Here is a 25,039-nt window from a genome sequence, read left to right on the forward strand (position 1 = left end):
GGCGGCTCACCATGAGCGAGTGGATTCCGTTGGGAGTCTCCGTTGTGCTGCTCGCCATGGTGTGGTTCGCCGTGGGGCGGATCGGGCCGGGCAACGGACGCGGCCCATCGCGTGGGCCGCAGCGTAATGCCCGCGGCGACGACAGCTCAAGTGCCGGCGGTTGCGGGGACGGTGGGTCGGCCGGCGACAGCTGACAAGAGTGCTCGATTCACCGGTCTGGGTGAGTGCGGTATGCCAACGTAGACGCGATAACCCGTGGCTCACGGCCCACAGGACCCGTAGGAGTGAACATGAGACGTGTGATTGCACCGCTTGTCGCGGCGGTTGCCGCCTCGATCGCCTTCGCGGGGACAGCCGCGGCGATCCCCGAGCAGGGCACCCCGGAGTTCGACGAGTACATGGGCGGCCTGCAGCGCAATGGTTACAACCTGAACCCGGACACCGCGTGGCGCGCCATGCATCAGGCGTGCGTGGGCGGACTGCCGGGTTACATAGGTCTGGAATTGGCCGCGCAGGGCGCCATCGGCCCCGGCGCGCAGGAGCGGGTCTTCGACGTGGCCAGAAAGTACGCCTGCCCGGTTCAGTAATCGGCCGTCGATCCCGGTTTAAGGTGGCCGCACGATGTCGGGTCAGATCGCGCTGACGCTGGCGGTCGCGCTGCTGCTGGCGGCGGTGGCCGCCGTCCTCGTGGTGCGCACCCGCCGCGTCGTGGCCACCCCCACCGAACGCGCCGTGCATGCCGCCCTGCACACGGCCTCGCTGGCAGCGCGTGCGCTGCGCCAGGGCCTGGACTCCGAATCAGCGGCGACGGCAGCACCCTTCCTGCGCGGACTCACCGGCACCGACGGGGTCGCCTTGTTCGACGGCCACGGGGAACTCCTGGCCACCGACCCCGCCGACGACTTGATCTGGCAGCCCGATATCGCGGATACCTGCGCGTCCACCGCGGCGGAGTCGATCGCCGGGGAACGCCGGGTTCTCAACGATGTGCGCACCTCGACGGTGGTGGCGCAGCCGCTGCTCGCCGAGGCCGGCGACGTCCTCGGCGTGCTCGTCGTCGTCACCACGCGCGCTCCGGGACCCGGCATGCTCGGCGCGATCGGCGAGGTCGCACGGTATGCCGCCAGCCAGATCGAACTGGCCGAGCTCGATGCCTCCCGTGCCCGGCTGGACAAGGCCGAGGTGCTGGCGCTGCGCGCACAGATCAGCCCGCACTTCATCTACAACGCGCTCAACACCATCGCCTCGTTCGTGCGCACCGACCCTGCCCGCGCCCGCGAACTCATCCTGGAATTCGCCGATTTCACCCGCTACTCGTTCCGGGCCGCCGGGCAGTACACCACCCTGGCCGAGGAGCTGCGCAACATCGACCGCTACCTCACCCTGGAGCGGGCCCGGTTCGGCACCGCGCTGAAGGTTCGCCTGCAGGTCGCCCCCGAGGTGCTCAACGTGGTGGTGCCCTTCCTGGCGCTACAACCGTTGGTGGAGAACGCGGTACGACACGGGCTGGCCGGTCGTGGTGGCGGGTCCGTCGAGATCGTCGCCAACGACACCGGCTCGGACTGCGTCATCACCGTCGAGGACGACGGTGCCGGAATGGATCCCGACACCCTGCGCTCCGGTCAGGGCGACGCGCTGGCCGACCGTACCGCCGACCAATCCGCACACGTCGGCCTGACCAATGTCGATCATCGGCTGCGCGCGGCGTTCGGCAACGATTACGGTCTGGTGGTCGAAACGGCTGTCGGAGCGGGGACCAAGGTCATCATGCGGGTGCCGAAGTTCCGCTCCGGTGTACGGGCCAGCGGAGGTGTGGCGTGACCGGTCTGACGGTCCTCGCCGTCGACGATGAGGCGCCTGCCCTCGACGAGCTGGCCTACCTGTTGGGGCAGCACCCCGATATCGCGGCAGTGCACACCGCCGGCGATGCCACCTCGGCGCTGCGGGAACTCAACGCCCACCCCATCGACGCGGTGTTCCTCGACATCAACATGCCCGGGCTGTCCGGGATCGAATTGGCCGGTGTGCTGCGCAACTTCGCGAACCGGCCCGCCGTGGTGTTCGTGACCGCGCACGACGACAAGGCGGTCGCCGCCTTCGACGTCGGCGCCGTCGACTACCTGCTGAAGCCGATCCGGCAGAACCGGCTCGACGAGGCGGTGCGCCGGGTGACGATCGCGCGCAACAACGAGCCCGAGCCGCCCGACGATCCCGATGCTCCCGAGTCCGATGTCATCCCGGCCGAACTCGGCGGTATCACCCATCTGGTGCCCCGGGACAGCATCGGCTGGGTGGAGGCTGAGGGCGATTACGCCCGGCTGCACTCGGCGACCGGTGCCCACCTGGTGCGAATTCCATTGAGTGTGTTGGAAACCCGCTGGCGAGACCACGGGTTCCAACGCATCCACCGGTCCTACCTCGTCTCGCTGCGGCTGGTGACCGGCCTGCGCACCGGAGAGGGCGCGGTGCTGGTGCGGCTACGGGCCAACGGAGCCTCCCCCGCGGTGGAGCTCCCGGTGAGCCGGCGCCAGGCCCGCGAGCTGCGTGACCGGTTGGTCCGGGACCCGATGCGCAACCTCAAGCCGGCGGGTTCCGATGAATGAACGACCGGAACGCCAACGGGTGGTGCTCGCACACCGGCGCGGCGCTCGGATGGTGCGGACCCGTGTCGAGGTGCAGGAACAGACCCAGGTGGGCGATGCGCTGGTGCGCGGTCTGGTCCGCGCGCAACTCGGGCTGGCGTTACGGCTCAGCGCGGTGGTGGCTTTCGCGGTCGCGGCGATCCTGTTGCTGACCGGGCTCGCACCGGATCTGACGGTCTTCGGAATGCGGTTGAACTGGCTGCTGCTGGCGGTGCTGGCCTATCCCCTGCTCTACGGTGTGGGACGGCTCTACGTGCGGCTGGCCGAACAGGGCGAGAAGGACTTTGTCCGGGTCGTCGACAGCGAACCGTGAGCGGCTCACCGTTGACCGCGGCCGCACTCCTGGCCGCGGCCGTCGCGACGGTGGTGATCGGCAGCTGGGGAGTTCGGCTGTCGCGCACCACCTCGGATTTCCTGGTGGCCTCCCGCAGCGTCGGACCACGCTGGAACGCCGCCGCGATATCCGGTGAATACCTCTCCGCCGCATCATTTCTCGGGGTCGCCGGGCTGATCGCGAAATACGGTGCCGACGCGCTGTGGTACCCCGTCGGGTTCACCGCCGGCTACCTCGGCCTGCTGTTGTTCGTCGCCGCGCCGCTGCGCCGTTCGGGCGCCTACACAGTGCCCGACTTCGCCGAGTTCCGGCTCGGTTCGGCGCGGCTGCGCAAGGTGGCCATGCTCGTCGTCGTGATCATCTGCGTGTTCTACCTGGCCCCGCAGTACCAGGGAGCCGGGCTGGCCCTGAAAACACTTCTCGGCATGCCGGTCTGGATCGGGCCGGTGCTGGTCGGTGGAATCGTCATCACCAACGTGGTGGGCGGCGGGATGCGTTCGATCACCTTCGTGCAGGCCTTCCAGTACTGGTTGAAGCTCACCGCGATCGCCATCCCGGCACTCGCGCTGCTCGGCCTGTTCGTCACCGACAGAGGGGAACTGGGCGGCCCGCTGCCGCCGAGCGTGGACCGCGAGACGACGGTGCAGATCGAGACCGATGTAGTGGTCCAGGTGGTCGACCCGGCCGGGATCCGGGTGACCGGGCGTCTGGACGGGAATACAGTGCGCGACGCCACCTTCGGTACTCCCGGCGAACACACAGTCGGCGCCGGCACCAGCCTCACCCTGGCCGCCGGGGCCGCCACCCCGGTGGTGGCCGGGACGCCGAGCACCGGCAGCGAATGGATCGTCTCCGGCGGTGGCCTGGGCGGCGGGCATCCGCTGTACCAGGTGATCTCGATCATCGTGGCGACCTTCCTGGGCACCATGGGTCTGCCGCATGTGCTGGTGCGCTTCTACACCAACCGCGACGGCCGGGCCGCGCGGCGGACCGCGCTGGCCGTCATCGCGCTGCTGTCGTTCTTCTACCTGTTCCCCGTCCTGCTCGGGGTGTTCTCCCGGCTGTACGTGCCGCAGCTGCTGATCACCGGAACCGCCGATGCCGCAGTGCTGTTGGCGCCGGGCTCGGCGATCGGCGGAGCGTTCGGGCAATTCCTGGCCGCCCTGGTGGCGGCCGGCGCCATCGCGGCGTTCCTGGCGACCTCCTCGGGGCTGCTGGTCAGCATCGCCGGTGCGCTGGCCACCGATGTGATGCGCGGCCGGGTCCGCGACTTCCGTGTCGCGGCGGTGATCGGCGGTCTCATCCCGATTCCGTTGTCACTGCTGGTTGCCGATATCGAACTGTCCCGCACCGTCGGTCTGGCGTTCGCGGTCGCCGCGTCCACCCTGTGCCCGCTGCTGGTGCTGGGCATCTGGTGGCGCGGGCTGACCGCCGCCGGGGCCGCCTGTGGTCTGACGGTCGGCGGACTCGTCTGTGGCGGCGCGGTATTGGTGGCGATCACGGGCGGCATCGACGAGTCCGTGCTGGGCGGTTGGCCCGCCGTGATGATCGGCTATCCCGCGGTGGTGAGCGTCCCGGTGGCCTTCGCGACGATGATCGTGGTCAGCCAGTTCACCCACACCACTCCGAACGTCGCGCAGATCTTCGCCCGCATGCATGTGCCGGAACGGCTCGGTATGGGTGTCGAACGCCTCCCGGAGGGTTAGCCGGCCCAGTCCCGGTTCAACGCCTGGACGCGATCGACGTTGTCCTCGACCCAGGAGCGCAGCTGCGCCAGCGGGGCGGAGACGCTGACACCCAACTCGGTCAGGGTGTACTCCACCCGCGGCGGCACCTCGGCGTACACCGCGCGGTCCAGCAGCGACGCCGCTTCCAGCCGGCGCAGCGTCTGCGTCAGCATCTTCGCCCCGACTCCGGGCAGCTGCGCCTGCAGCTGGTTGAACCGCATCGCGCCGCGCTCTTCGAGCAGCCCGATGATCAGCGCCGACCATTTGTTGGACAGCAGGTCCAGCAGCGCGCGGCACGGGCAGTGCTCGGCGTAGACATCGTGTGCGTCGTGTTGTCCGGTCGGACACGGCCTGGCCATGTCTGGCTCAACCGCCCGGACGGCAGATGAATTCCGTTGATCTGCAATTCTTCCCCGCAGGGAAGCAACTGGCCTTGCAGGACACCGGGGTGCCGGGTCTAGCGTCGCACCCATGACCACCATGACTGCCATCGGCTCCTTCGCCGGTCTGCCCATCGACCATCCCGAAGCCCTGCAGGATGTCGAGGTCCCGCTGCCCGAACTGCGACCGCACGATGTCCTGGTCCGGGTGCAGGCGGTCTCGGTGAATCCCGTCGACATCAAACGCCGCGGCAGCCTGGACCCGTCGGCAACGCCGGCCATCCTGGGCTTCGACGCCGCCGGGACCGTCGAGGCCGTCGGCCCGGAGGTGAGCACCCTGAGCATCGGCGACGAGGTCTGGTACGCCGGTGACGTCAGCAGGCCGGGCACCAACGCCGAATTCCACGCCGTCGACGAGCGCATCGTGTCCCCTAAACCGAAGTCACTGTCGTTCAAGGATTCCGCCGCGCTTCCGCTCACCACCATCACCGCCTGGGAGGCCCTGTTCGAGCGGTTCGCGCTGACATCCGACTCCACCGGAGATCTGCTGGTGCTCGGCGCCGCCGGCGGGGTCGGCTCGGCCATGATCCAGCTCGCCAAGAAGCGCACCAGGGTGCGGGTGATCGCCACCGCCAGCCGGGACGACTCGCGCGAATGGGCACTCGGCCTCGGCGCCGATGCGGTGATCAACCACCACGACCTGGAGAAGCAAGCACGTGAGGTCGCTCCCGACGGCGTCGACTACGTGTTCTCGCCGCACTCGGCGGGCAACATCGAGATCTACGCCGAGATCACCCGGCCCTTCGGCCACATCACCGCGATCGACGAACCCGAAGGCCTGGATCTACTGCCGCTGAAGGCCAAAAGCATCGCCTGGCACTGGGAACTGATGTTCACCCGCCCGCTGTACTCCTACGACCTCATCGGACAGCAACACCTGCTGACCGCGGCCGCCGATCAGGTGGACCGGGGCGAACTGCGCAGTACCATCACCACCGCGATCGACGACTTCAGCGCGGCCGGCCTGCGCGAGGCGCACCGACTGGTGGAATCCGGTCGCATGATCGGGAAGGTGGTGGTGCACCGGTGACACTGCAGCAGGTCGACCTGGCGGTGATCGGATTCGGCAAGGGCGGCAAGACGCTGGCCGCCGCACTGGGCCGCAAGGGCTGGCGGGTGACGGTGATCGAGCAGTCCGCGCAGATGTACGGCGGCACCTGCATCAACATCGGCTGCGTCCCGACGAAATCCATGGTGTTCCGGTCCGAGCAGCTGTCCGCCGGGCAGCCCCATCAAGTCGAGTACGCTCGCGCCGTCACCGCCACCGGCGAGTTGACCGCCGACCTGCGCGCCGAGAACTACGCGATGATCGACGGCATCGCCACTGCCGACGTGCTGACCGGGGCGGCCCGCTTCACCGACCCCCACACGCTCGAGGTGGCCACCGCCGACGGTGGGGTCACCGTGTCCGCAAAGTGGATCGTCATCGGAACCGGTTCGCGCCCAACCCTTCCCGACATCCCGGGACTGACCACCTCGCCCCGGGTGCACACCAGCACAGACCTGCTGACCGAGGAACACCTGCCGGCCCGTCTGGTGGTGCTGGGCGGCGGCTATGTCGGCCTGGAGTTCGCCGCGATGTACGCCGCCTACGGATCGGAGGTCACCGTCCTGGAACGCCACGCCCAGGTGCTGGGCCGAGAGGACGCCGATATCGCCGACACCGCGCGGAACATCCTGCAGAACAAGGGCGTCCGCATCATCACCGAAGCACAGGTGACCGAGGTGAATGACGGCACCGTCAGCTACCTGACCGAGGGGCCGTCCCACACCGTCGACGCGGACGCCATCCTGGTCGCCCTGGGGCGTGAACCCGTCACCGCCGGACTGAATCTCGCCGCCGCCGACGTGCACACCACACCCTCGGGCGCGGTGATCGTCGACGAGCACCTGCGGACCAACCAGCCGCACATCTTCGCGATGGGCGATGTCAACGGCGGTCCGCAGTTCACCTACATCTCCCTCGATGACTACCGCATCGTGCTCGACCAGCTCGTCGGCGACGGCGCCCGCAGCACCGGCGACCGCAATGCCGTGCCCTACGCGCTGTTCATGACGCCGCCCCTGGGACGCGTGGGACTGACCGAGCGCGAGGCGGTGGCGGCCGGGCTCGACATCAAGGTCGCCGCCATGCGCGTCGCGGACATGGCGACCGTCCCGCGGGCCCGCATCGTCGGTGAACCCGAGGGTCTGATGAAGGTCATCGTCGATGCCGACACCGACCTGATCCTCGGTGCAGCCCTGCTCTGCTACGACTCTCACGAGGTGATCAACACCGTCGCGCTGGCGATGCGCCACGGCATCACCGCCACCGCGCTGCGGGATTCGATCTACACCCACCCCTCGATGACCGAGGCATTCAACCAACTGCTGGGAGCGCTGCAACCGCTCACCGCCGCTGACTGACCGCTCACCGCACCCCTGCCCGACTTCGGCGTTTGACCTCGGTTTGTGACCCACATCTCAATTAGGTTCAGTACCCAACTGGTTCACAGTCGACGTCAGGAGTCTCCGGTGCCCGAAACCGATCTACCCGCGCGGCCTGCGCCCACCGGCGAGGAGTTCCTCGCCATGCAGGCCAGTCCCGAGTTCCAGGAGTTGCGCAGCAGGCTGCGCAAGTTCGTCTTCCCGATGACGGGATTCTTCCTCGTCTGGTACGGCATCTACGTGCTGCTCGGCGCGTTCGCGCACGACTTCATGGCCACCCAGGTGTTCGGCAACGTCAACGTCGGTCTGATCATCGGGCTCGGCCAGTTCTTGACGACGTTCGTCATCACCGGCCTCTACGTGCGCTTCGCTAACCGTGAGCTGGATCCGCGTTCGGCGGCCATCCGCGAAGAGCTGGAAGGACCCCTGAAGTGAACCTCCTGGCAGCAACCGAGACGGTCGGCAACCCGGCCGCCAACATGGGCATCTTCGGCCTCTTCGTCGTCGTCACCATGATCGTGGTGATCCGCGCCAGCAAGAAGAACGCCACCGCCGACGAGTTCTTCACCGGCGGCCGGGCCTTCTCCGGCCCGCAGAACGGCATCGCGATCGCCGGTGACTACCTGTCGGCCGCCAGCTTCCTCGGCATCGCCGGCGCCATCGCCGTCTACGGCTACGACGGCTTCCTCTACTCCATCGGCTTCCTGGTCGCCTGGCTGGTGGCCCTGCTGCTGGTCGCCGAATTGCTGCGCAACACCGGCCGATTCACCATGGCCGACGTGCTGAGCTTCCGGCTGAATCAGCGCAAGGTCCGGGTGGCGGCCGCTACGTCGACGCTGACGGTGTCGCTGTTCTACCTGCTGGCACAGATGGCCGGCGCCGGTGGCCTGGTGGCCTTGCTGATGAACATCAACAGCCGCAGCGGCCAGTCGATCGTGATCGCCGTCGTCGGCCTGTTGATGATCGTCTACGTGCTGGTCGGCGGCATGAAGGGCACCACCTGGGTGCAGATCATCAAGGCCGTGCTGCTGATCGTCGGCGCCGGATTCATGACGGTCCTGGTGCTGGCCAAATTCGGGATGAACTTCTCGGAGATCCTCGGCTCGGCCCAGACGGCGATCTCCGGCGCCACCACCGAAGGGGTGGCCAAACGCGATGTGCTGGCCCCCGGCGCCCAGTACGGCGGATCGCTGACCTCGCAGATCAACTTCATCTCGCTGGCCCTGGCGCTGGTGCTCGGCACGGCCGGTCTGCCGCACGTGCTGATGCGGTTCTACACCGTCCCGACCGCCAAGGAAGCCCGCAAGTCAGTGGTGTGGGCGATCGCCCTGATCGGCGCGTTCTACCTGTTCACGCTGGTGCTCGGGTACGGCGCAGCAGCCCTTGTCGGTCCGGACCGCATCCTGAGCGCGGCGGGCGGCGTGAACTCCGCGGCCCCGCTACTGGCACTCGAACTCGGCGGTGTGGTGCTGCTCGGCATCATCTCCGCGGTCGCCTTCGCCACCATCCTGGCGGTTGTCGCCGGTCTGACCATCACCGCGTCGGCGTCCTTCGCGCACGACATCTACGCCGGCGTCTGGAAGAAGCACAAGGTGACCGAGGACGAGCAGGTGAAGGTTTCCCGCGTCACCGCGGTGGTGCTGGGCGTCGTCGCGATCGGTCTCGGCATCCTGGCCAACGGCCAGAACGTCGCCTTCTTGGTGGCACTGGCCTTCGCCATCGCCGCGGCGGCCAACCTGCCGACCATCGTGTACTCGCTGTACTGGAAGCGGTTCAACACCCGGGGTGCGCTGTGGAGCATGTACGGCGGCCTGATCTCCACGCTGGTGCTCATCGTCTTCTCCCCCGCCGTGTCGGGTGCGAAGACCTCGATGATCCCGGGTGCGGACTTCGCCTGGTTCCCGCTGGCCAACCCCGGCATCGTGTCGATCCCGCTGGCGTTCGCGCTCGGCATCATCGGCACGCTCACCTCCAAGGACACCGGTGACCCGGCGATCAATGCAGAGATGGAAGTGCGGTCGCTGACGGGTGTGGGCGCCGAGAAGGCGGTCGCGCACTAGTCACTCGGAGCACTCGGGCCGGCGGCGGTACTGTTCACACGAGTGAGCACCCGCCGCCGGTCCTTTGCGTTCGCCGCGCTGTCCTACGCTTTCGCCGCCGTCATGGTCGGCACCACTCTCCCGACGCCGTTGTACGCGCTCTATGCCGAGCAGATGCACTTCTCCGTCGTCACGACGACGGTGATCTTCGCGGTCTACGCGTTCGGGGTGCTCGGCGCGCTGGTGCTCTTCGGGCGGTGGTCCGACGCCGTCGGGCGGCGCCCGGTACTGCTGGCCGGCCTGGTCTTCGCGATCGCCAGCGCGGCGGTGTTCCTGATCGCCGACAGCGTGGCACTGCTGCTCGTGGGACGTCTGCTGTCCGGTCTGTCGGCCGGTCTGTTCACCGGCACCGCGACCGCGGCGGTGGTCGAGGCGCTGCCGGACACGCAGCGCGAACGCGCCGCGATGGTGGCCACCATCGCCAACATCGGCGGCCTGGGTATCGGTCCGGTGTTGGCCGGTGTGCTCGCCCAGTACGTGCCGCACCCCCTGACGCTGCCATTCGCCGTGCACATCGGCCTTGCCGCGCTGGCGGTGGTGTCGGTGCTCATCGCTCCGGAAACCTCGGCACGCACCGGCCGAATCGGTGTGCAACGTCTTTCCGTTCCCGCCGAGGTACGCGCCGTGTTCATCACCGCGGCCACCGCTGCGTTCGCCGGCTTCGCCGTGACGGGCCTGTTCGCCGCGATCGCCCCGTCTTTCGTCAGCGACGTCGTCGGGGTCGCCAACCACGCCGTCGCCGGAGCCATCGCGGGGTCCATATTCCTGGCTTCCGCTGTGGCTCAGCTCGCCGGGCGCCGCATCGTCCCGGCGACGGCCGTCGCCGCCGGCTGCGCGATCCTGGTGGCCGGCATGGTGATTCTGGCTGTCGCCCTGACATTTTCGTCGCTGGCGGGGATCATCGTCGCAGCCCTGGTGGCCGGCACCGGGCAGGGCATCAGCTTCAGCCGCGGCCTGGCCGCGGTGGTCGAACAGGTGCCGGCCGCGCAGCGCGGTGAGATCAGTTCCACCTATTTCGTGGTGGCCTATGTGGCGATCTCGGTGCCGGTGGTCGGCGTGGGACTGGCCGCGCAGGCCTGGGGTCTGCGCACCGCCGGGGTGAGCTTTGCCGCCGCGGTGGCGGTGCTGGCGCTGGGCTGCCTGGTCGCGATCCTCGTGCAGGCCAGGCGCCCGGCCCGATTGAGTGGTTCTACTCAGGCCTGATCCCGGCCACCGCATCTACATTCGGACCATGGCCATCGCAGCGTTCCCCACGGTCGCCGACGTTGCGGCGAGCACTCCGCCCGAGCGGGACCGGGCCATCGATGTCATCCGCATCACCGCCCTGGTGGGAGTGGTGATCGGGCACACCGTGATGGCCACCAGCATCATCCGCGACAACGTCTTCTACTGGGAGAACCTGCTCACCACATCGGTGGTGTTCCAGGCCCTGACCTGGGTGTTCCAGATCATGCCGCTGTTCTTCTTCGCCGGGGTGGCCGCCTCAGTCTCGTCACGCAGCGGACCGTGGGGTGGCTGGTTGCTCAAACGCTGTACCCGCCTGTACCGGCCGGTGTTCTCCTACCTGGCGTTCTGGGCGGCCGCGCTGATGGTCGCGAACCGGGTGCTTCCGGTGCACGTGTACGAGCCATTGGCGGGTATCTCGGTTCAGTTGCTCTGGTTCCTCGGCGCCTATGTCCTTGTGCTGGCGGCGGTTCCGTTGCTGATCCGGATCAACACCAGAGGCCGGCTGGTCGCCGCCGTCGCGGCGCTCTATGCGATCGTCGCGGCCGTCGACGTCCTTCGAATCAGTGATCCGGGCTGGAATTGGCTGGGTTACGCCAATCTCGCGGTGTGGCTGGTGCCCGGCATGTTCGGCGTCGCCTACCGGTACCGGCTGATCACGTCATCGAGTGCGGCGATCCTCGGGGCGGTGATGCTGGCGGTGAATGTCGCGCTGGTGAGGTTCGGCCCGTACGAGCCCAGCCTGGTGGGCATCGACGGCCAACAGCTCAAGAACATGTCGCCGCCGTCACTGCTGTTGGCCGGCCACGCAATCATGATGTGCGCGTTCGCGATTGCCGCGGCACCGGCTATCGGCCGGTGGGCCCGGCGTCCGCGGGTGTGGTGGTTGACCGCCATCGGCAACAGCGGCGCGATGACTTTGTACCTGTGGCATATCCCGGCGCTGCTCGCCGTGCACCTGGCCTTCGACCTGATCGGACTGCCCCGCTACCCGGGGCACCCGCATTTCCTCGCGCTCAGCATCGCCCAGCTCGTCATCACGGCCGTGTTGGCCGCGGCGCTGTTCGTGGCCTTGCGCCCGTTGGAGAACAACCCGCTGCCGTACTGGGACGGCGGCTCGGTCAGCGATCCCGGCGTGCGCAGTGCCATGGTGGGAGCGCTGTTGTGCGTCGCGGGCGCTGCCACCCTGGCCTCGGTGGGATGGGGCCTGAAGGATCTCGGGCTGTACTTCGTCGCGCTGATGCTTGCCGCGCTCGTCGGCGCGCGCAGTCTGGCCCGTTAACCGCTCTTGCGGCGGAACTCCCGGCGGTTCTCGACGGGCCCGTGCGCGCCCCGCGGTTGCTTGCGACCGGCTTCGGCATGTGACACGCCGTCCGCGGTCTGCGTCTTCTTGCGCTCCAGCGCCTCCCGGAACTTGCGTTTGGTGTCGTCTTCGGGAGTTTCGTCGGCCATACCGACAGCCTAGCCCTGTCACCTGATCCCGGGCGGCATCCCGTACAGATGGTTGATCGGCAGCGTCAGCAGCACCCGCCGGTCATCGACCATGGCCCGGCGGTAGTCGTCCCAGTCCGGATGTTCCCCGGCGATGTTGCGGTACAACGCAATCAATGCTTCGACGGTGTCATCGGTCGGGTTCGCAGCGGGCGGGGTGAGCGCGGCGTCGCCCTCGGCGACCGCGTAGGCCCAGCCGTCGTCGGAGGACACATGGATGGCGGCGCGCGGGTCGCGGCGCAGATTGCGGGTCTTGGCCCGCGGTTCGGTCACCGATACCTGCAGCGCGACATTGCGCGCATCGAACCAGTAGGACACGTTGGACAGCTGTGGCCGCCCGTCCTTCTTGACGGTGGCCAGCACCCCCAGCGAGTTCCCACTGATCAATGCCAACAGCTTGTCGTCGAAAACCTGGCGCCCCATCTCACGAGGGTACGACTCTACGATCGGGGATATGAGTGGTCTGACTGGTATCGATGGCACAAGTTTGGAGGGCGTGTCCGCGACCACGCTCTGGACCCTGCACTATCGCGCCACCGAGGCCAAGCGCTCCGACGGCGTCATCCGGGACCCGTGGGCGGTCACCCTGGATGACGCCATCCACTACGACTACCGGAAGTTCGGAAAACCCAACCAGTCGCACGCATTGCGCGCCCGGGCGTTCGACGCGGCGGCCATCGATTTCTTGACGGCGCACCCCAAGGCGTCGGTGGTGGCGTTGGGAGAAGGTCTGCAGACCAGTTTCTGGCGGCTGGCCCGTGCCGGTGTCGCCGACGAATTGACCTGGTATTCCATCGATCTGGAACCCGTGATCGAGTTGCGCCGCCAGTTGCTGCCGCGCAACGACCGGATCGTCGAATTGGCGCAATCGGCGCTGGACCGCAGCTGGATGGACCAGGTGAAGACCGACGAGGGAGTGTTCATCACCGCTGAAGGACTGTTGATGTACCTGGAGCCCGAGGATTCGCTGGGCCTGATCGCCGACTGCGCGGCCCGGTTCCCGGGCGGGCAGATGATCTTCGACTCGATCCCGCAGTGGGTCAGTCGCCGCACCCTGACCGGGCTGCGCTTGTCCGACCGCTACCTCACCCCGGCCATGCCGTTCGCCAGGTCCGCCGATGAAGGACTCGCGCTGGCCGGCAGCGTCGACGGGGTCCGCCGGGCCCGCGACATCGCGCTGCCACCCGGTCGCGGAGTGTGGAAGCTCGCGAGCCTGCCGGCGCTGGACCGCATCGGCGCCTTCCGGCGTGCCCGGCCCAGCGTCACCCTGCTGGAATTCGGCTGATGACCCGATACGCCGCATTCCTGCGCGGTGTGAACGTCGGCGGGGTCACCCTCAAGATGGCCGACGTGGCGGCGGTGCTCAGCGCGGCCGGTTTCACCGATGTGAAGACGATTCTTGCCAGTGGGAACGTGCTGCTGAACAGCTCGTCGTCGACGGCCGCGGTACGTACGACGGCCGAGACCGCGCTGCGGGAGAGCTTCGGCTACGACGCCTGGGTGCTGGCGTATCCGTTGGACATCGTCCGCGAGATATCGGGGAACTATCCGTTCGAACGCGAGGTTGCCGACCACCATTCCTATGTCACCTTCGTCAGCGATGCCGATGTGCTCGCGGAACTGACGACGCTGGCCGGTGAGGCCGGCGAGACCGCCGCCCGCGGGAACGGAGTGCTCTACTGGCAGGTGGCTCGATCGTCGACGCTGAACTCGGCGATCGGCAAGACGATGGGCAAGAAGCGCTACAAGTCCTCGACCACCACCCGCAACCTGCGCACCCTGGACAAAGTCCTCGCATCGGTACATTCGGAACGGTGACCTCCCCCAGAGCCGATGCCAGCACCCTGACCGGAGTTTCCGAGACCGCACTGTTGACGCTGCTGGTCCGCGCGACCGAAGCGCGCCGGGCCGACGGGATCATCGACGACCCGGTGGCCGTCGGCCTGGTGGACTCCATCGACTTCGATTTCGGAAAGTTCGGTTTCGCCAACCGTCAGGACATGGCGTTGCGGGCGTTGGCCTTCGACCGCGAGGCCGGCGCCTATCTGCGCGATCATCCCGAGGCCACCGTGGTGGCCCTCGCCGAGGGATTGCAGACCAGCTTCTATCGGCTCGAGGCGTCCGGCATCGGTGACACGTTCCGTTGGCACACGGTTGATCTGCCGCCGATCGTCGCATTGCGCGACAAGCTGCTGCCGCCCTCGGCGCGGGTTTCCAGCAGCGCCCAGTCCGCGCTGGACTACAGCTGGATGGATGACATCGACGATTCCCGCGGCGTCTTCATCACTGCCGAGGGCCTGCTGATGTACCTGCAGCCCACCGAGGCGCTCGCGCTGATCACCGAATGCGCCAAACGTTTTCCGGGTGGGCAGATGATGTTCGACCTGCCGCCCTACTGGTTCGCGTGGTGGGCCCGCCAGGGTCTGCTGCGCCCGTCGCTGCGCTACCGGGTGCCGCCGATGCCGTTCAGCCTTTCGGTGTCACAGGCCGCCGACCTGGTCAACACCATCCCCGGCGTGCGCGCGGTGCACGACGTGGAGCTGCCGACCGGACGTGGCACGGTGCTCAACGCCTTGATCTGGGCGTCCTACCGGTTACCGGTGATCGATCAGCTGCGCGGGGTCACAACGCGGCTGGAATTCGGCTGACGGCAGCGAACTTCAGGGCCGCGTCCTGCACCGGACCGTTGCGCAGCACATCGGCGTCGACGGTGTAGTTCATCGTCATCTGCCACGGACCCTGCACTCCCTGGCGCGGAATCTCGTTGATCGCACGCTGCACGTACCCGGCCGCGAAGTCCAGCAGCGGCTTGGTGGGCATCGCCGGATCATCGAGTTCGGCCCGCACACTGTCGAACCCGTGATCATCCATGTAGCTGAGCAGCCGGCAGAAGTGCTCGCACAGCAGCCCGACCTTCAGCGTCCACGACGAGTTGGTGTAGCCGAAGGCGAAGGCGAAGTTGGGGATTCCGCTGAGCATGATGCCCTTGTAGGCCACGGTCTGCGCGAAGTCGACCGGCTCGCCGTCGACGGTGAGGGTGATCCCGCCGAAGAGCTGGACGTTCAATCCGGTGGCGGTGACGATGATGTCGGCGTCGAGCTCACGACCGGACTCCAGTAGGACACCGTTCTCGGTGAAGGTGGCTATCCGGTCGGTGACCACCGACGCGCTGCCGTTGCTGATGGCCGCGAACAGATCACCGTCGGGCACTGCGCACAACCGCTGATCCCACGGGTTGTAGCTGGGGCTGAAGTGCTCGTCGACGGGGTAACCGTCGGGCAGCTTGCCGGCGTTGATCCGGCGGATCAGCCAACGCGCGGCGGTCGGGTACTTCTGGCAGAACGTGTACACGCCGCGCTGTTTGGCGATGTTCTTGCGGCGGGCCAGCGCGTACCCGCGGTCGTCGCCGAGCACCTTGCGGGCCATGTTGGCGAAACCGTCCTTGGCCGGCACCGGCATGACATAGGTCGGTGAACGCTGCAGCATCGTCACGTGCCCGGCGGTCGTGGCCATCGACGGCACCAGGGTCACCGCGGTGGCGCCGCTGCCGATGACGACCACCTTCTTACCGGTGTAATCGAGGTCCTCCGGCCAGTGCTGGGGATGGACGATCTGGCCTGCGAAGCGCTCGCGTCCCTCGAACTCTGGGGTGAAGCCCTCGTCGTAGCGGTAGTAGCCGCCGGCGCAGAACAGCCAGTTCGCACTCAGCTGGCTCAACTCGCCGTCACCCTCGACGTCGACGACCCAGCGGGCGTCCGCACTGCTCCAGGCCGCGCCGAGCACCCGATGGTGAAAACGGATGTGCTGTTCGATGCCGTTCTCGTCCACCGTCTCGCGCAGGTAGGCCAGGATCTTGTCCGAGGTGGCGATGGCGTGTTCGTCGCGCCACGGTTTGAACTCGTAGCCGAAGGTGTGCAGATCCGAATCCGAGCGAATCCCGGGGTAGCGGAACAGATCCCAGGTGCCGCCGGTCGCCCCGCGGGATTCCAGGATGGTGAAGCTGCGGCCGGGGTGTTCGCGCTGCAGATAGTAGGCGGCTCCGATACCGGAGATCCCGGCTCCGACGATGAGCACATCGACTGTTTCCATGCGTTGATCGTCGCGCGCAGACCAGGCCTCCAGCCAGGTCGAAATACTCCATATCACCGAAGGGACGGTGCATAGTGCACCATCGCCCTAAGCTGCAGGCATGGCTGATGAATTGCCGTCTCCGCGGGTCAGGGACCTGATCCGGCAGTGCGCCCAGATCGTGGTCAATGCTCGCCCCGAGTGGCTCGACGAACTGGACCGGGCAGTCCTGGCGGCCAGCCCGGCGATTGCCGTCGACCCGGAGTTGGCCGCGGCCGTCAGCCGGAGCAACCGGGCCAACCTGTACTTCTGGGCGACCGCCAACGTCCGAGATCCCGGCGCACCCGTACCGCCCAACTCCGGCCCGGAGCCGCTGAGCATCGCGCGGGAACTGGTGCGCCGCGGTATGAACACGTTCCCACTGGACGCCTACCGGGTGGGTGAGGGAGTGGCCTGGCGCCGGCTGATGGAGATCGCCTTCGAGCTGACCTCCGATGCCGCCGAACTGCACGAGCTGTTGCAGGTGTGCTCGCGCTCGATCAGTGCGTTCGTCGACGCGACGCTGACCGGTATCGCCGCACAGATCGAGTTGGAGCGCGATGAACTCACCCACGGCAGCCACGCCGAACGCCGCGAGACCGTTGCCCTGCTGCTCGACGGCGCCCCCATTCCGCGTGCCCGCGCCGAGCAACGCCTCGGGTACGCACTGACCGGTAGCCACACCGCGGCGGTCATCTGGACCGACAACCACGACGGCGACCTGGCCAGACTGGACAGTGCCGCCGAGACCATCGCACGCGCCGGCGGCGGTCGGCCGCTGAGCGTGCTGGCCAGCAGCGCGACCCGGTGGGTGTGGACTCCCGGCGGTGTCGATCTCGACGCCCTGCAGGCATCGGCCGGTGGCGCCGCAGACATCCGGGTGGCGGTCGGCACCACGGGCGAGGGCGTGGACGGGTTCCGGCGCAGCCACTTCGAGGCGATCACCACCCAGCAGATGATGGCGCGCCTGCACTCCCGACAGCAGGTCGCCCGATTCACCGAAGTCGAGATGGTCTCGCTGATCACCGCCGATCCCGACCGCACCGCCGAATTCGTCAGCCGGGTCCTCGGTGACCTCGCCGCCGCGGGCACCGAGTTGCAGGACACCGTAAGGGTATTCGTCGCCAGCCAGTGCAACGCGTCGCGCGCGGCGACGCGGCTCTACACGCACCGCAACACCCTGCTGCGAAGGCTGGCGCGCGCCGACGAACTGCTGCCCCGGCCTCTGGCCGAACACAGCGTCAGCGTCGCCGTGGCGCTCGACGTGCTGCGCTGGACCGGTTAGCGCCGGCATCTCGCGAAGGGATGTCCCGGTTGCTGCATGACGACCGAGCATCAGACGGAATCCCGAGCGAGACGCGCCCGGTGAAATCGCTCGTGGCCTCGGGGCTATAGCCAGGCGCTGCGCGCCGGCCCGAAAAACACTCGAAACAGACTGACTCATAGGACCATTCAACTACTTAGTCGACGTTGCTTTCATTTGCTTTTTTGTACGCAAATTTCTCGGTTGAATTAGCTCATTGCAGGAAAGTAATACGACTGACTTATTCGCCAGCGTAGTTTCCGAGATTTACTGCACGCGTTGATAAAACGATTGATTGACTTCCAATTGACCAGGTGCCAAACTTCCATTCGAAGCGACGAGGGGGGCTCGCTCGCTTTGCAATTCGAATGAGCGTATTCGGTATGTGCGGGCATCAGTCAAGGGGGAATCACCATGCCTGAAGAATTTGACGACGAAACCTGGAACAAACTGTTCACACTGCGCGAGGAATCGACCAAACGCGGATCCGCGATAGGCGTCACGAACTACCGCGCCAAGCAGGACCGCGTCATCCGCGATGCGGAACCCTTCGAGCCGAGCCTGGGGCCGCTCGCTCAGCTTCCGGGAACGTGGGCCAACATCCGGCCCGGTGACGATCCCGACAGTCCCACCGATTCGCCACTGGCCGGCCGCGGCTGGAACGTCATCGCGCTTCCGTTCGCGGAAACGACGAAGGCGATCCCGCCGTTCCGCGCGGGTGAGGTACCGAACTACCGACTGTTGATGAACCGCTACAACGAGAAACTGGTCTTCTCGACGGTCGACGACGATGTCCCCAACCGGGGTATCAACCAGGACCGCACCGAGCGGGCAGACCAACTGGTGGCCGCCCTGGACTACGAACAGACGATCAAGCAGATCACGGCCGAAGATATGCCGAGTAGTGGTGACGCCGGGCCGAAAGGCTTACCGATCCACCATGAGCCGGGCTTGTTCCTGTACATGCAGGTCCAGGTTGTCGAGGGGTTCGACATCTGCCGCCTCGGCTCCATTCCGCACGGCAACTCGGTCAATGCCCTCGGCGTGAAGAAACCCGTGATCACCGGCCCGCCGACGATTCCGAACCTCAGCGCCTTTCCTGAGGGTGTCACCACGAACATCGTCACCGCCGTGGACGAAGCGGATGCCACCAGCAGCACACCGAGGAATCGCTACCTGTTCCCGTACAAGCATTTCGTGGATGCTCCGTTCGACGGTCTGTTCAGCCCGTCCAACGCGAACCGCCTTCTGCAGCAGGGCCTTCCCGGCAACGTGCTCAAGACGACCGTGCTGGACTTCGACACCGAGGTCGCCGAGGCCGGAATCCTCAACGTGCCGTTCATCAAACGCCAGGCGGATGCCTCACAGATGCGCTCGACGTTCTGGCTGATGGAGCTCAGCGAACCGGCGCTCGGAGGCATGGAGGGTAACCGGCTGGTGCTGGCCTACTCGCAGTTCATCAATCTGGATTTCTTCCCCAGATTCGACAGCAAACCGGGCCTGATCCGGTGGCCGCACATATCGATCAACATGATGGAGAAGGTGGCTCCACCGCCGAGCAATCCCGCTGTCTGACGCAGGCATTGAGACACTAGTCGAACGCGGCGTCCAGGTAGCGCAACGCCTCGTCCTTGCCGATGCCCAGTGCGCGTGCGGATTCGGCGAACGCGTGCGCGGCCGCAGCCATCGCATTGTCGGCGGGGTCCACCCGTGCCACGAAAGTGCCGAACCGCCCCCGGGTTTCGAGCACCCCGGCGGCCTCCAGCTCGCGGTAGGCCCGGGCCACGGTGTTGACCGCGAGACCGAGCTGACCGGCGAGATCACGGACCGTGGGCAGCCGAGTGCCGGGCGTGAGCCTGCCGTCGCGCACACCCTCGATGATCTGCGTCCGCAATTGATCGAACAGCGGGGCTCCAGCCTGCTGATCGAGCCGAACCCACTCCCCCAGACCTCCCACGTGCCCAGTATGTCGCACACACGATAGTTTGGTGAGGTGCGAGTGACGTTGCTGAGCGGTGCAGGCATGTCCGCCGAGAGCGGAGTGCCGACGTTCCGCGACGTCGAGACGGGTCTGTGGGCGAACGTCGACCCCTACGAGATCTCCAGCAGTGACGGCTGGCAGCGCCACCCCGAACGGGTGTGGGCCTGGTACCTGTGGCGGCATTACATGATGGGCGCGGTCGACCCGAACCCCGGCCACCTTGCAGTCGCGGCGTGGGAGGACTACGCCGAGGTGCAGGTCGTCACCCAGAACGTGGACAACCTGCACGAGCGGGCGGGCAGCAATCGGGTGTACCACCTGCACGGCAGCCTGTTCGAGTTCCGCTGCGATCGTTGCGGATCTCCGTACACCGGGGAATTGCCCGCAATGCCGGAACCGGTGGAGGTCGTCGATCCGCCGCGTTGTTCGTGTGGCGGGCTGATCCGGCCCAATGTGGTGTGGTTCGGCGAGGGTCTGCCCGATGACGCCTGGGACCTGTCGGTGCAGGCCGTCGCGAAGGCCGACGTGGTGATCGTGGTGGGGACGTCATCGGTGGTCTACCCCGCGGCGGGGCTACCGGAAGCCGCGCTGGCCAACGGCATCCCGGTCATCGAGGTCAATCCGCAGCCCACACCGCTGTCGGAGGCCGCCACCGCGGTGGTCCGGGAAACCTCGGCGACCGCACTGCCCCAGCTCTTGCAGCGGTTGCCCGCACTGCTGGGCCGCTAGGGCCGCACCGCGCGCCCGATGGCGAGTTCGGACACCGGCACCGGCAACCATCTGGGCAGCGCCTGTTCGCGGCGCGAGCCCTCCACCGAGAAGCCTGCCGCCGCGATGGACGCTTCGGTGTTGCGGTGGGTGTGACAGTTGCCGAGCAGCCGCGGCCACACCGTCGCGTCCGCCACCTTCTGCAGCGCCGCCCGCAGCCCGACACCTGCGACATGCTCCAGATAGCGCAGCTCACCGCCCGGCTTGAGCATCGAATACAGCTGGCGCACAACCTCATCAGGATCATCGACGGAGCACAGCACCAGCGAGCACACCACGGCGTCGAATGATTGGTCGGCGCCGAACTCCTCGATGGTGGCGGTGCTGACGATCACCGGCACCGGTGCCGCCGCGGCGGCTTCCCTGGCCACCTCGGCGAGCCGCCGCTCCGGTTCGAGGGCGATCACCTCGGTGACACCGGCCGGGTAGTACTCGAAGTTGGTGCCGGTACCCGCCCCGACCTCGAGGACGCGGCCGCTCAGGCCCGCCAGGTTGGCCACCCGCAGCCGTCGCAGCGATTCGGGTTCGTGGCCGGACATCGTCGTCCACAGCCGTGCGAACAACGGGTTGTCGACAAGATCACTCATGTCTTGAGCTCCTTGAGTTTCTCGACGGCCTCGCCTGGGGCCACGTCGGCCCCGATGTAGCCGGTCGCGATGTAGCCGCAGCATATCGACCTCAACACGCGGTCGGTGAATTCTTCGACGTCACCCCACGGCAGGTAGGGCTTGGCGATCAGCAGCGCCGCCACCCCGTGCGCCGCGGTCCACAGCTCCAGGGCGGCCGCGGTCGGATCTCCGGGCGGGTACACACCTTCGTCCATCAGCGCTTCGATGGTGGTTCGCATATGCACGAAAGCCGAACTGGCCAAGGTCATGTCGACGTCACTGCCGGGGTTGCCCTCCCCCATCGTGGCGATGCGGTACAGCTCGGGCGTCTGCCGGGCGAAGCGGACGTAGGCCAGGCCCTGGGCGCGCAGCACCTCGATGGTCGAGGTCTGGCCGGCGGCCACCCGCTGCATCTCCTCGTCGAGTTGCTCGAAATAGCGCACGCAGACCGCGTCCAGCAGCGCGTCCTTGTCGGCGAAGTGCAGGTAGATCGACGGCGATGTCACACCCACCCGCTGTGCCACCGCCCGGATGGACACCGCCTTGGCGTGCCCGGTCTCCAGCAGCAACTCGGTGGTCGCGTCGAGGATCTCGTCGCGAAGCTGTTCGCCGGACCCGCGCGCGGCCCGCCGGCGTCTGAGTGGTTGGGGCGACACTTAACCAGTGTCCGTCACCGACGCGGGGACCTTCTCGGGACGCCCCGGCACGGGCTCACCCGATTCACTGATCCCGATCCGATCATGCAGCCGGACCAGGGGTTTGGGCGCCCACCAGTTCCAGCCGCCGAGGACATGCATGAATGCGGGTACCAGCACCATCCGCACCAGGGTGGCGTCCACCAGCACGGCCAGGGTGAGCCCGACGCCGAACATCCGCATGAACGAAACCTCGGCCGCAATCAACGCCGCGAACGATATCGACATGACCAGCGCGGCGGCGGTGATGACCCGGCCGGTGCGGGCCAATCCCAGCGCCACCGCGGCGTCGTTGTCGGCCCGAGCGGTGTTGCCGCCGGCCGCCCGCAAGGCCAGCCAGTTCTCCCGAATCCGGGCGAGCAGGAATACTTCGTAATCCATCGACAACCCGAACGCGATGCAGAACAGCAGAACCGGCATGTTGGCCACCAAGGTGCCGGTCGGGGTGGTGCCCAGTGCCGACAGGTGACCTTCCTGGAAGATCCAGACCAGCGCACCGAATGCCGCCGTCAGCGAAAGAATGTTGAGCACAATGGCTTTCACCGGGAGCACGACACTTCCGGTGAGCAGGAACAGCAGGCCGAAGGTGATGACGGCGATCAGTCCGAGCACCCAGGGCAGCCGGTCGGTGATCGCGACGACGCTGTCCCGGTTGATCTGGGCGATACCCGTCAGCTGCACGGTGTGTCCCCCCGGACCTGCGACCGCGTGCAGCGCGTCGAGTTGGTTCTCCGAGGCGTCGGAGAACAACGGCGCAGTACTGCTGACGGTGAGAAACGCGCTGCCGTCCGCGATTCCGGTCGCTGCGACCGGCGGCCCGGTCTTGTCGCCGCCGACGAAGGTTCCAGTGGGGGCTGAGACCGCGGCGACGTCGGCCACCTTCGACAATTCGGCGGCGTAGCCCTCGAACTGYGCGGGGCTGAGGCCCTGCGCATCGGGTACCACGACGGTCACCGCAGTGGCCGAGTTGTCGACGAAGTCGTCGCGCAGCTGGTCACCCACCTGATGCGCCGAGGCCGACGCCGGCAGCACCCGGTCGTCGGGGAAGCCCCATTTCACGCCGAGGAACGGCGCCCCGAGCACCAGCAGCAGGATCACCACGGTCAGCCCGAGCGGGACGGCGCGGCGCATCACCCGATGCGTCCACCGATACCAGAACTGCTGCTCGACGGGCTGCGGCTCGGTGGGCGCGGCGCGGCGGAAAACCCGGCGCACGTTGAGGGCGTCCATCCGGTCGCCGAGCAACCAGATCGCCGCCGGGGTGACGACGATCGCGGTCAGCGCCGCGAATCCGACGGTGGCCACGCCGGCGTAGGCAAACGATTTCAGGAAGTACATGGGGAACAACAACATCGCCACCATGGACAGCGCGACAGTGGTCGCGGAGAACACCACGGTCCGTCCCGCGGTGGCCATGGTGCGGACCAGTGCGCGTTCGCGCGGCACACCGTCGGCGAGTTCATCGCGGTAACGGCTGATGATCAGCAGTGTGTAGTCGATTGCCAGCGCCAGCCCCATGGCAATGGACAGGTTCAGCGCGAAGATCGACACATCGGTGGTGAAGGTGATGAGCCTCAGCACCGACATCGATCCGAGGATGGCCATTCCGCCGACGGCCATCGGCACCGCGGCGGCCACCAGGCCACCGAACACCCACACCAGGACCAGGAAGCTCAGCGGGATGGCAATGGACTCCATGCGCAACAGGTCGCGTTCGGTCTGCGCATTGATCTGCGCGTAGACCATCGCCGTGCCGCCGGACCGCACGGAGACGCCGGGCCGGTCATGTGCGAGTTCATCCGAGAGCGTCTTGGCGTACTTCTGCGCATCGTTCTCGCCGCCGGTGATGCCGGCGACGATGAGGCCGGAGTTCTTGTCCTTGCTGATCAGCTCGGCAGCCGCCGATGGCGGCGCGGTCCACGCCGAGGCGACCTGCGCGACGTGCGGCGACCGTTCGAGGGCCGTGACGATCTCGGTGCCCGCCGCGGTGGCGGCCGGGCTGTTCGCGCCCTCGGCGGAGGTGACCGTGATGAGTAACTGCATATCGCCCTGGTCGAACTTCTCGGTGAGCAGCGCGGCAGCCTGAGCGGATTGCGAGGTCGGGTCCTGGAACCCGCCGGCCGACAAGGTCTTGGCGACCGGGATGCCGAAGATCGCCGCGGCGATCATGACGAGTGCCGTGACAGCCAGCACGCGGCGTGGGGCAGCTATCGCGAGACGGGCGATGCGATTCAGCACGATCGTTCCCTTCGATGTGTTATCGCCGTTAAGTTAACAAGGGTAAGTCACGCGGTCAACGTGGCGAGGCCCAGTGAAGACACGGTGCCGCGAGCCGTGAGGTTCACTTGTGCGAAGTAACCACAACAGCCACAGGGGCCACTTTTGTAACTCCGATCACAGCGACATGCCCGGCCTTGCCTACTCGTCAGTAAGAATTTGCTGAGGCATGGGGTGAAACCAGGGGTTCCGGCAAACTTTCCGTCGTTCCGACAGGCGTCGGACTCGCCGAGATATACCCAGTTCAGAGGCACTATTCGAGCATGGCAAAAATCCCTTTCCCAGCGCGCCAGCAGCTTAAACCTACCCGGCGGTAAGAATTGCCACGAAATTCGCAAGCTGGGCTCAAAGATCTCTTAATCACCGCCCATACGCTCTGTGTCATGTGGATCGACGACACCAATGCAGATGTCATCAAGGTTGATTTTGACGCCCTGTACCACGGGGACGTCCTGGTCGAGGGTGATACCTCGGAGCAGTTCCCTGATCTCGCTGCTGCGGTCTGACCGCAGCACGCGCCTACCGGCTTCTCCGGTCGACGTGAGCGGCTGAACGCCGCCCGCCCCGACCGATCACGGCGAGAACCGCCCGACTGACTACGCAGATTTCCTGTGGGTTCGACCGGGCGGTTTTTTGCTCTCCTGACCAGGTTCGCAACCCCACCGTGCGCCCGCGACACAAGTCGTGCGGACGTCAGCGCTGAGGCAGCCGGCAGGCATGTCGGCCCTTGCCGCGAAAAGCGCCAACGAGCCTCCACACCGGCGGGTCTCCCAACGTCTCGGGCGGGCGCAGTCAGCCGAGCACGCCAATAACTTATCCACAGGCTCGAAACTTCTTCCTTCGCCACTTGATGCTCCTATCTCTGTCAAGGGTTTAAGCAGCGTCGATGAGTTGAATGTTGAGCCAGGTGCGGTAG

Annotated in this window: 28 protein-coding genes; 20 read left to right on the top strand and 8 right to left on the bottom strand. The window is 67.0% G+C overall.

Annotated features, from left to right (window positions below; genetic code table 11):
* From AC1DTF_RS26875 to AC1DTF_RS26900, 6 genes are all read left to right on the top strand, one after another.
* Nucleotides 1-194: hypothetical protein (locus AC1DTF_RS26875; RefSeq protein WP_477476276.1), on the top strand; the 194-nt coding region annotated here is incomplete at its 5' end.
* Between the two features lie 96 nt (nucleotides 195-290).
* Nucleotides 291-587: a DUF732 domain-containing protein gene (locus AC1DTF_RS26880; protein WP_156409036.1), complete on the top strand. Its 297-nt coding sequence runs from the start codon at nucleotides 291-293 to the stop codon at nucleotides 585-587.
* A gap of 34 nt (nucleotides 588-621) precedes the next feature.
* Nucleotides 622-1,821, top strand: coding sequence for a sensor histidine kinase (locus tag AC1DTF_RS26885; RefSeq protein ID WP_477476277.1), 1,200 nt, complete (start codon nucleotides 622-624; stop codon nucleotides 1,819-1,821).
* On the top strand, nucleotides 1,818-2,603 hold the full coding sequence (locus tag AC1DTF_RS26890; RefSeq protein ID WP_477476278.1) for a LytR/AlgR family response regulator transcription factor: 786 nt from the start codon (nucleotides 1,818-1,820) through the stop codon (nucleotides 2,601-2,603). The genes AC1DTF_RS26885 and AC1DTF_RS26890 overlap by 4 nt, the downstream gene beginning before the upstream one ends.
* Nucleotides 2,596-2,955, top strand: a complete 360-nt coding sequence (locus AC1DTF_RS26895; RefSeq protein ID WP_057165767.1) for a hypothetical protein — start codon at nucleotides 2,596-2,598, stop codon at nucleotides 2,953-2,955. Before AC1DTF_RS26890 ends, AC1DTF_RS26895 begins: the two co-directional genes overlap by 8 nt.
* On the top strand, nucleotides 2,952-4,682 hold the full coding sequence (locus AC1DTF_RS26900; RefSeq protein WP_477476279.1) for a sodium/solute symporter: 1,731 nt from the start codon (nucleotides 2,952-2,954) through the stop codon (nucleotides 4,680-4,682). Before AC1DTF_RS26895 ends, AC1DTF_RS26900 begins: the two co-directional genes overlap by 4 nt.
* On the opposite strand, the gene AC1DTF_RS26905 is transcribed toward AC1DTF_RS26900, so the two are convergent.
* The gene (locus AC1DTF_RS26905) at nucleotides 4,679-5,062 is read right to left on the bottom strand and encodes a winged helix-turn-helix transcriptional regulator (protein ID WP_477476280.1); all 384 of its coding nucleotides are present in this window, start codon (nucleotides 5,060-5,062) and stop codon (nucleotides 4,679-4,681) included. The genes AC1DTF_RS26900 and AC1DTF_RS26905 overlap by 4 nt on opposite strands.
* A gap of 112 nt (nucleotides 5,063-5,174) precedes the next feature.
* Here AC1DTF_RS26905 and AC1DTF_RS26910 point away from each other — a divergent pair, with 112 nt between their 5' ends.
* The 6 genes from AC1DTF_RS26910 to AC1DTF_RS26935 all read left to right on the top strand — a co-directional run bounded on the left by AC1DTF_RS26910 (nucleotide 5,175) and on the right by AC1DTF_RS26935 (nucleotide 12,175).
* Nucleotides 5,175-6,173, top strand: coding sequence for a zinc-binding alcohol dehydrogenase family protein (locus AC1DTF_RS26910; protein WP_477476281.1), 999 nt, complete (start codon nucleotides 5,175-5,177; stop codon nucleotides 6,171-6,173).
* Nucleotides 6,170-7,549, top strand: a complete 1,380-nt coding sequence (locus tag AC1DTF_RS26915; RefSeq protein ID WP_477476282.1) for an FAD-dependent oxidoreductase — start codon at nucleotides 6,170-6,172, stop codon at nucleotides 7,547-7,549. Before AC1DTF_RS26910 ends, AC1DTF_RS26915 begins: the two co-directional genes overlap by 4 nt.
* A gap of 108 nt (nucleotides 7,550-7,657) precedes the next feature.
* Nucleotides 7,658-8,005 (top strand): DUF485 domain-containing protein, encoded by a 348-nt coding sequence (locus tag AC1DTF_RS26920; RefSeq protein ID WP_057165762.1) that lies wholly within the window; start codon nucleotides 7,658-7,660, stop codon nucleotides 8,003-8,005.
* 44 nt (nucleotides 8,006-8,049) lie between these two features.
* Nucleotides 8,050-9,630 carry a solute symporter family protein gene (locus AC1DTF_RS26925; protein ID WP_477476293.1) on the top strand — a complete coding sequence of 527 codons (1,581 nt, stop codon included), beginning with the start codon at nucleotides 8,050-8,052 and terminating at the stop codon, nucleotides 9,628-9,630.
* Between the two features lie 42 nt (nucleotides 9,631-9,672).
* Nucleotides 9,673-10,872, top strand: coding sequence for an MFS transporter (locus AC1DTF_RS26930; protein WP_477476283.1), 1,200 nt, complete (start codon nucleotides 9,673-9,675; stop codon nucleotides 10,870-10,872).
* Between the two features lie 28 nt (nucleotides 10,873-10,900).
* The gene (locus AC1DTF_RS26935) at nucleotides 10,901-12,175 is read left to right on the top strand and encodes an acyltransferase family protein (RefSeq protein ID WP_477476284.1); all 1,275 of its coding nucleotides are present in this window, start codon (nucleotides 10,901-10,903) and stop codon (nucleotides 12,173-12,175) included.
* On the opposite strand, the gene AC1DTF_RS26940 is transcribed toward AC1DTF_RS26935, so the two are convergent.
* Together AC1DTF_RS26940 and AC1DTF_RS26945 are read right to left on the bottom strand one after the other, a co-directional pair.
* Nucleotides 12,172-12,345: a DUF5302 domain-containing protein gene (locus AC1DTF_RS26940; RefSeq protein ID WP_105363419.1), complete on the bottom strand. Its 174-nt coding sequence runs from the start codon at nucleotides 12,343-12,345 to the stop codon at nucleotides 12,172-12,174. The genes AC1DTF_RS26935 and AC1DTF_RS26940 overlap by 4 nt on opposite strands.
* 18 nt (nucleotides 12,346-12,363) lie before the next feature.
* Complete coding sequence (locus AC1DTF_RS26945) at nucleotides 12,364-12,807, bottom strand: PPOX class F420-dependent oxidoreductase (protein WP_057165759.1); 444 nt, start codon at nucleotides 12,805-12,807, stop codon at nucleotides 12,364-12,366.
* A gap of 31 nt (nucleotides 12,808-12,838) precedes the next feature.
* Between AC1DTF_RS26945 and AC1DTF_RS26950 the strand changes: the two genes are divergently transcribed.
* From AC1DTF_RS26950 to AC1DTF_RS26960, 3 genes are read left to right on the top strand one after another with little or no spacing between them, the layout of a single operon-like run.
* Nucleotides 12,839-13,669 (top strand): class I SAM-dependent methyltransferase, encoded by an 831-nt coding sequence (locus tag AC1DTF_RS26950; RefSeq protein WP_057165758.1) that lies wholly within the window; start codon nucleotides 12,839-12,841, stop codon nucleotides 13,667-13,669.
* On the top strand, nucleotides 13,669-14,202 hold the full coding sequence (locus tag AC1DTF_RS26955; RefSeq protein ID WP_477476285.1) for a DUF1697 domain-containing protein: 534 nt from the start codon (nucleotides 13,669-13,671) through the stop codon (nucleotides 14,200-14,202). The genes AC1DTF_RS26950 and AC1DTF_RS26955 overlap by 1 nt, the downstream gene beginning before the upstream one ends.
* A complete protein-coding gene (locus AC1DTF_RS26960) occupies nucleotides 14,199-15,032 on the top strand; it encodes a class I SAM-dependent methyltransferase (RefSeq protein WP_477476286.1) in 834 nt (277 codons plus the stop codon). Before AC1DTF_RS26955 ends, AC1DTF_RS26960 begins: the two co-directional genes overlap by 4 nt.
* Here AC1DTF_RS26960 and AC1DTF_RS26965 read toward each other — a convergent pair.
* Nucleotides 15,007-16,473 (bottom strand): flavin-containing monooxygenase, encoded by a 1,467-nt coding sequence (locus AC1DTF_RS26965; protein ID WP_477476287.1) that lies wholly within the window; start codon nucleotides 16,471-16,473, stop codon nucleotides 15,007-15,009. The two genes, AC1DTF_RS26960 and AC1DTF_RS26965, sit on opposite strands and share 26 nt — an antisense overlap.
* A gap of 100 nt (nucleotides 16,474-16,573) precedes the next feature.
* Here AC1DTF_RS26965 and AC1DTF_RS26970 point away from each other — a divergent pair, with 100 nt between their 5' ends.
* Together AC1DTF_RS26970 and AC1DTF_RS26975 are read left to right on the top strand one after the other, a co-directional pair.
* Nucleotides 16,574-17,776 (top strand): Rv1453 family transcriptional regulator, encoded by a 1,203-nt coding sequence (locus tag AC1DTF_RS26970; RefSeq protein WP_477476288.1) that lies wholly within the window; start codon nucleotides 16,574-16,576, stop codon nucleotides 17,774-17,776.
* A gap of 432 nt (nucleotides 17,777-18,208) precedes the next feature.
* Nucleotides 18,209-19,369, top strand: coding sequence for a heme-binding protein (locus AC1DTF_RS26975; protein WP_477476289.1), 1,161 nt, complete (start codon nucleotides 18,209-18,211; stop codon nucleotides 19,367-19,369).
* A gap of 16 nt (nucleotides 19,370-19,385) precedes the next feature.
* On the opposite strand, the gene AC1DTF_RS26980 is transcribed toward AC1DTF_RS26975, so the two are convergent.
* Nucleotides 19,386-19,751, bottom strand: a complete 366-nt coding sequence (locus AC1DTF_RS26980) for a GntR family transcriptional regulator (protein ID WP_057165752.1) — start codon at nucleotides 19,749-19,751, stop codon at nucleotides 19,386-19,388.
* A gap of 36 nt (nucleotides 19,752-19,787) precedes the next feature.
* Here AC1DTF_RS26980 and AC1DTF_RS26985 point away from each other — a divergent pair, with 36 nt between their 5' ends.
* Nucleotides 19,788-20,504 (top strand): NAD-dependent deacylase, encoded by a 717-nt coding sequence (locus AC1DTF_RS26985; protein ID WP_200962062.1) that lies wholly within the window; start codon nucleotides 19,788-19,790, stop codon nucleotides 20,502-20,504.
* Here the strand turns inward: AC1DTF_RS26985 and AC1DTF_RS26990 are convergent.
* From AC1DTF_RS26990 to AC1DTF_RS27000, 3 genes are read right to left on the bottom strand one after another with little or no spacing between them, the layout of a single operon-like run.
* On the bottom strand, nucleotides 20,501-21,130 hold the full coding sequence (locus tag AC1DTF_RS26990; RefSeq protein ID WP_477476290.1) for a class I SAM-dependent methyltransferase: 630 nt from the start codon (nucleotides 21,128-21,130) through the stop codon (nucleotides 20,501-20,503). The genes AC1DTF_RS26985 and AC1DTF_RS26990 overlap by 4 nt on opposite strands.
* Nucleotides 21,127-21,807: a TetR/AcrR family transcriptional regulator gene (locus AC1DTF_RS26995; RefSeq protein ID WP_057165750.1), complete on the bottom strand. Its 681-nt coding sequence runs from the start codon at nucleotides 21,805-21,807 to the stop codon at nucleotides 21,127-21,129. Before AC1DTF_RS26995 ends, AC1DTF_RS26990 begins: the two co-directional genes overlap by 4 nt.
* Entirely contained in the window at nucleotides 21,808-24,084 is a 2,277-nt protein-coding gene (locus tag AC1DTF_RS27000; RefSeq protein WP_477476291.1) for an MMPL family transporter, read from the bottom strand.
* Between the two features lie 422 nt (nucleotides 24,085-24,506).
* On the opposite strand from AC1DTF_RS27000, the gene AC1DTF_RS27005 reads away from it, so the two are divergent.
* Entirely contained in the window at nucleotides 24,507-24,629 is a 123-nt protein-coding gene (locus AC1DTF_RS27005) for a hypothetical protein (RefSeq protein WP_105363407.1), read from the top strand.
* A 211-nt stretch (nucleotides 24,630-24,840) separates the two neighbouring features.
* Nucleotides 24,841-25,039: hypothetical protein (locus tag AC1DTF_RS27010; RefSeq protein ID WP_477476292.1), on the top strand; the 199-nt coding region annotated here is incomplete at its 3' end.

Source organism: Mycobacterium sp. P4_H6 (assembly GCF_056400845.1).

Bases quoted from the DNA above. Each gene is read 5' to 3' on its own strand.
- AC1DTF_RS26965 (WP_477476287.1), bottom strand. From the start codon at position 16,473: ATGGAAACAGTCGATGTGCTCATCGTCGGAGCCGGGATCTCCGGTATC.
- AC1DTF_RS26880 (WP_156409036.1), top strand. From the start codon at position 291: ATGAGACGTGTGATTGCACCGCTTGTCGCGGCGGTTGCCGCCTCGATC.
- AC1DTF_RS26935 (WP_477476284.1), top strand. From the start codon at position 10,901: ATGGCCATCGCAGCGTTCCCCACGGTCGCCGACGTTGCGGCGAGCACT.
- AC1DTF_RS26970 (WP_477476288.1), top strand. From the start codon at position 16,574: ATGGCTGATGAATTGCCGTCTCCGCGGGTCAGGGACCTGATCCGGCAG.
- AC1DTF_RS26910 (WP_477476281.1), top strand. From the start codon at position 5,175: ATGACCACCATGACTGCCATCGGCTCCTTCGCCGGTCTGCCCATCGAC.
- AC1DTF_RS26955 (WP_477476285.1), top strand. From the start codon at position 13,669: ATGACCCGATACGCCGCATTCCTGCGCGGTGTGAACGTCGGCGGGGTC.
- AC1DTF_RS26940 (WP_105363419.1), bottom strand. From the start codon at position 12,345: ATGGCCGACGAAACTCCCGAAGACGACACCAAACGCAAGTTCCGGGAG.
- AC1DTF_RS26990 (WP_477476290.1), bottom strand. From the start codon at position 21,130: ATGAGTGATCTTGTCGACAACCCGTTGTTCGCACGGCTGTGGACGACG.
- AC1DTF_RS26945 (WP_057165759.1), bottom strand. From the start codon at position 12,807: ATGGGGCGCCAGGTTTTCGACGACAAGCTGTTGGCATTGATCAGTGGG.
- AC1DTF_RS26975 (WP_477476289.1), top strand. From the start codon at position 18,209: ATGCCTGAAGAATTTGACGACGAAACCTGGAACAAACTGTTCACACTG.
- AC1DTF_RS26950 (WP_057165758.1), top strand. From the start codon at position 12,839: ATGAGTGGTCTGACTGGTATCGATGGCACAAGTTTGGAGGGCGTGTCC.
- AC1DTF_RS26905 (WP_477476280.1), bottom strand. From the start codon at position 5,062: ATGGCCAGGCCGTGTCCGACCGGACAACACGACGCACACGATGTCTAC.
- AC1DTF_RS26925 (WP_477476293.1), top strand. From the start codon at position 8,050: ATGGGCATCTTCGGCCTCTTCGTCGTCGTCACCATGATCGTGGTGATC.
- AC1DTF_RS26885 (WP_477476277.1), top strand. From the start codon at position 622: ATGTCGGGTCAGATCGCGCTGACGCTGGCGGTCGCGCTGCTGCTGGCG.
- AC1DTF_RS27005 (WP_105363407.1), top strand. From the start codon at position 24,507: ATGTGGATCGACGACACCAATGCAGATGTCATCAAGGTTGATTTTGAC.
- AC1DTF_RS26895 (WP_057165767.1), top strand. From the start codon at position 2,596: ATGAATGAACGACCGGAACGCCAACGGGTGGTGCTCGCACACCGGCGC.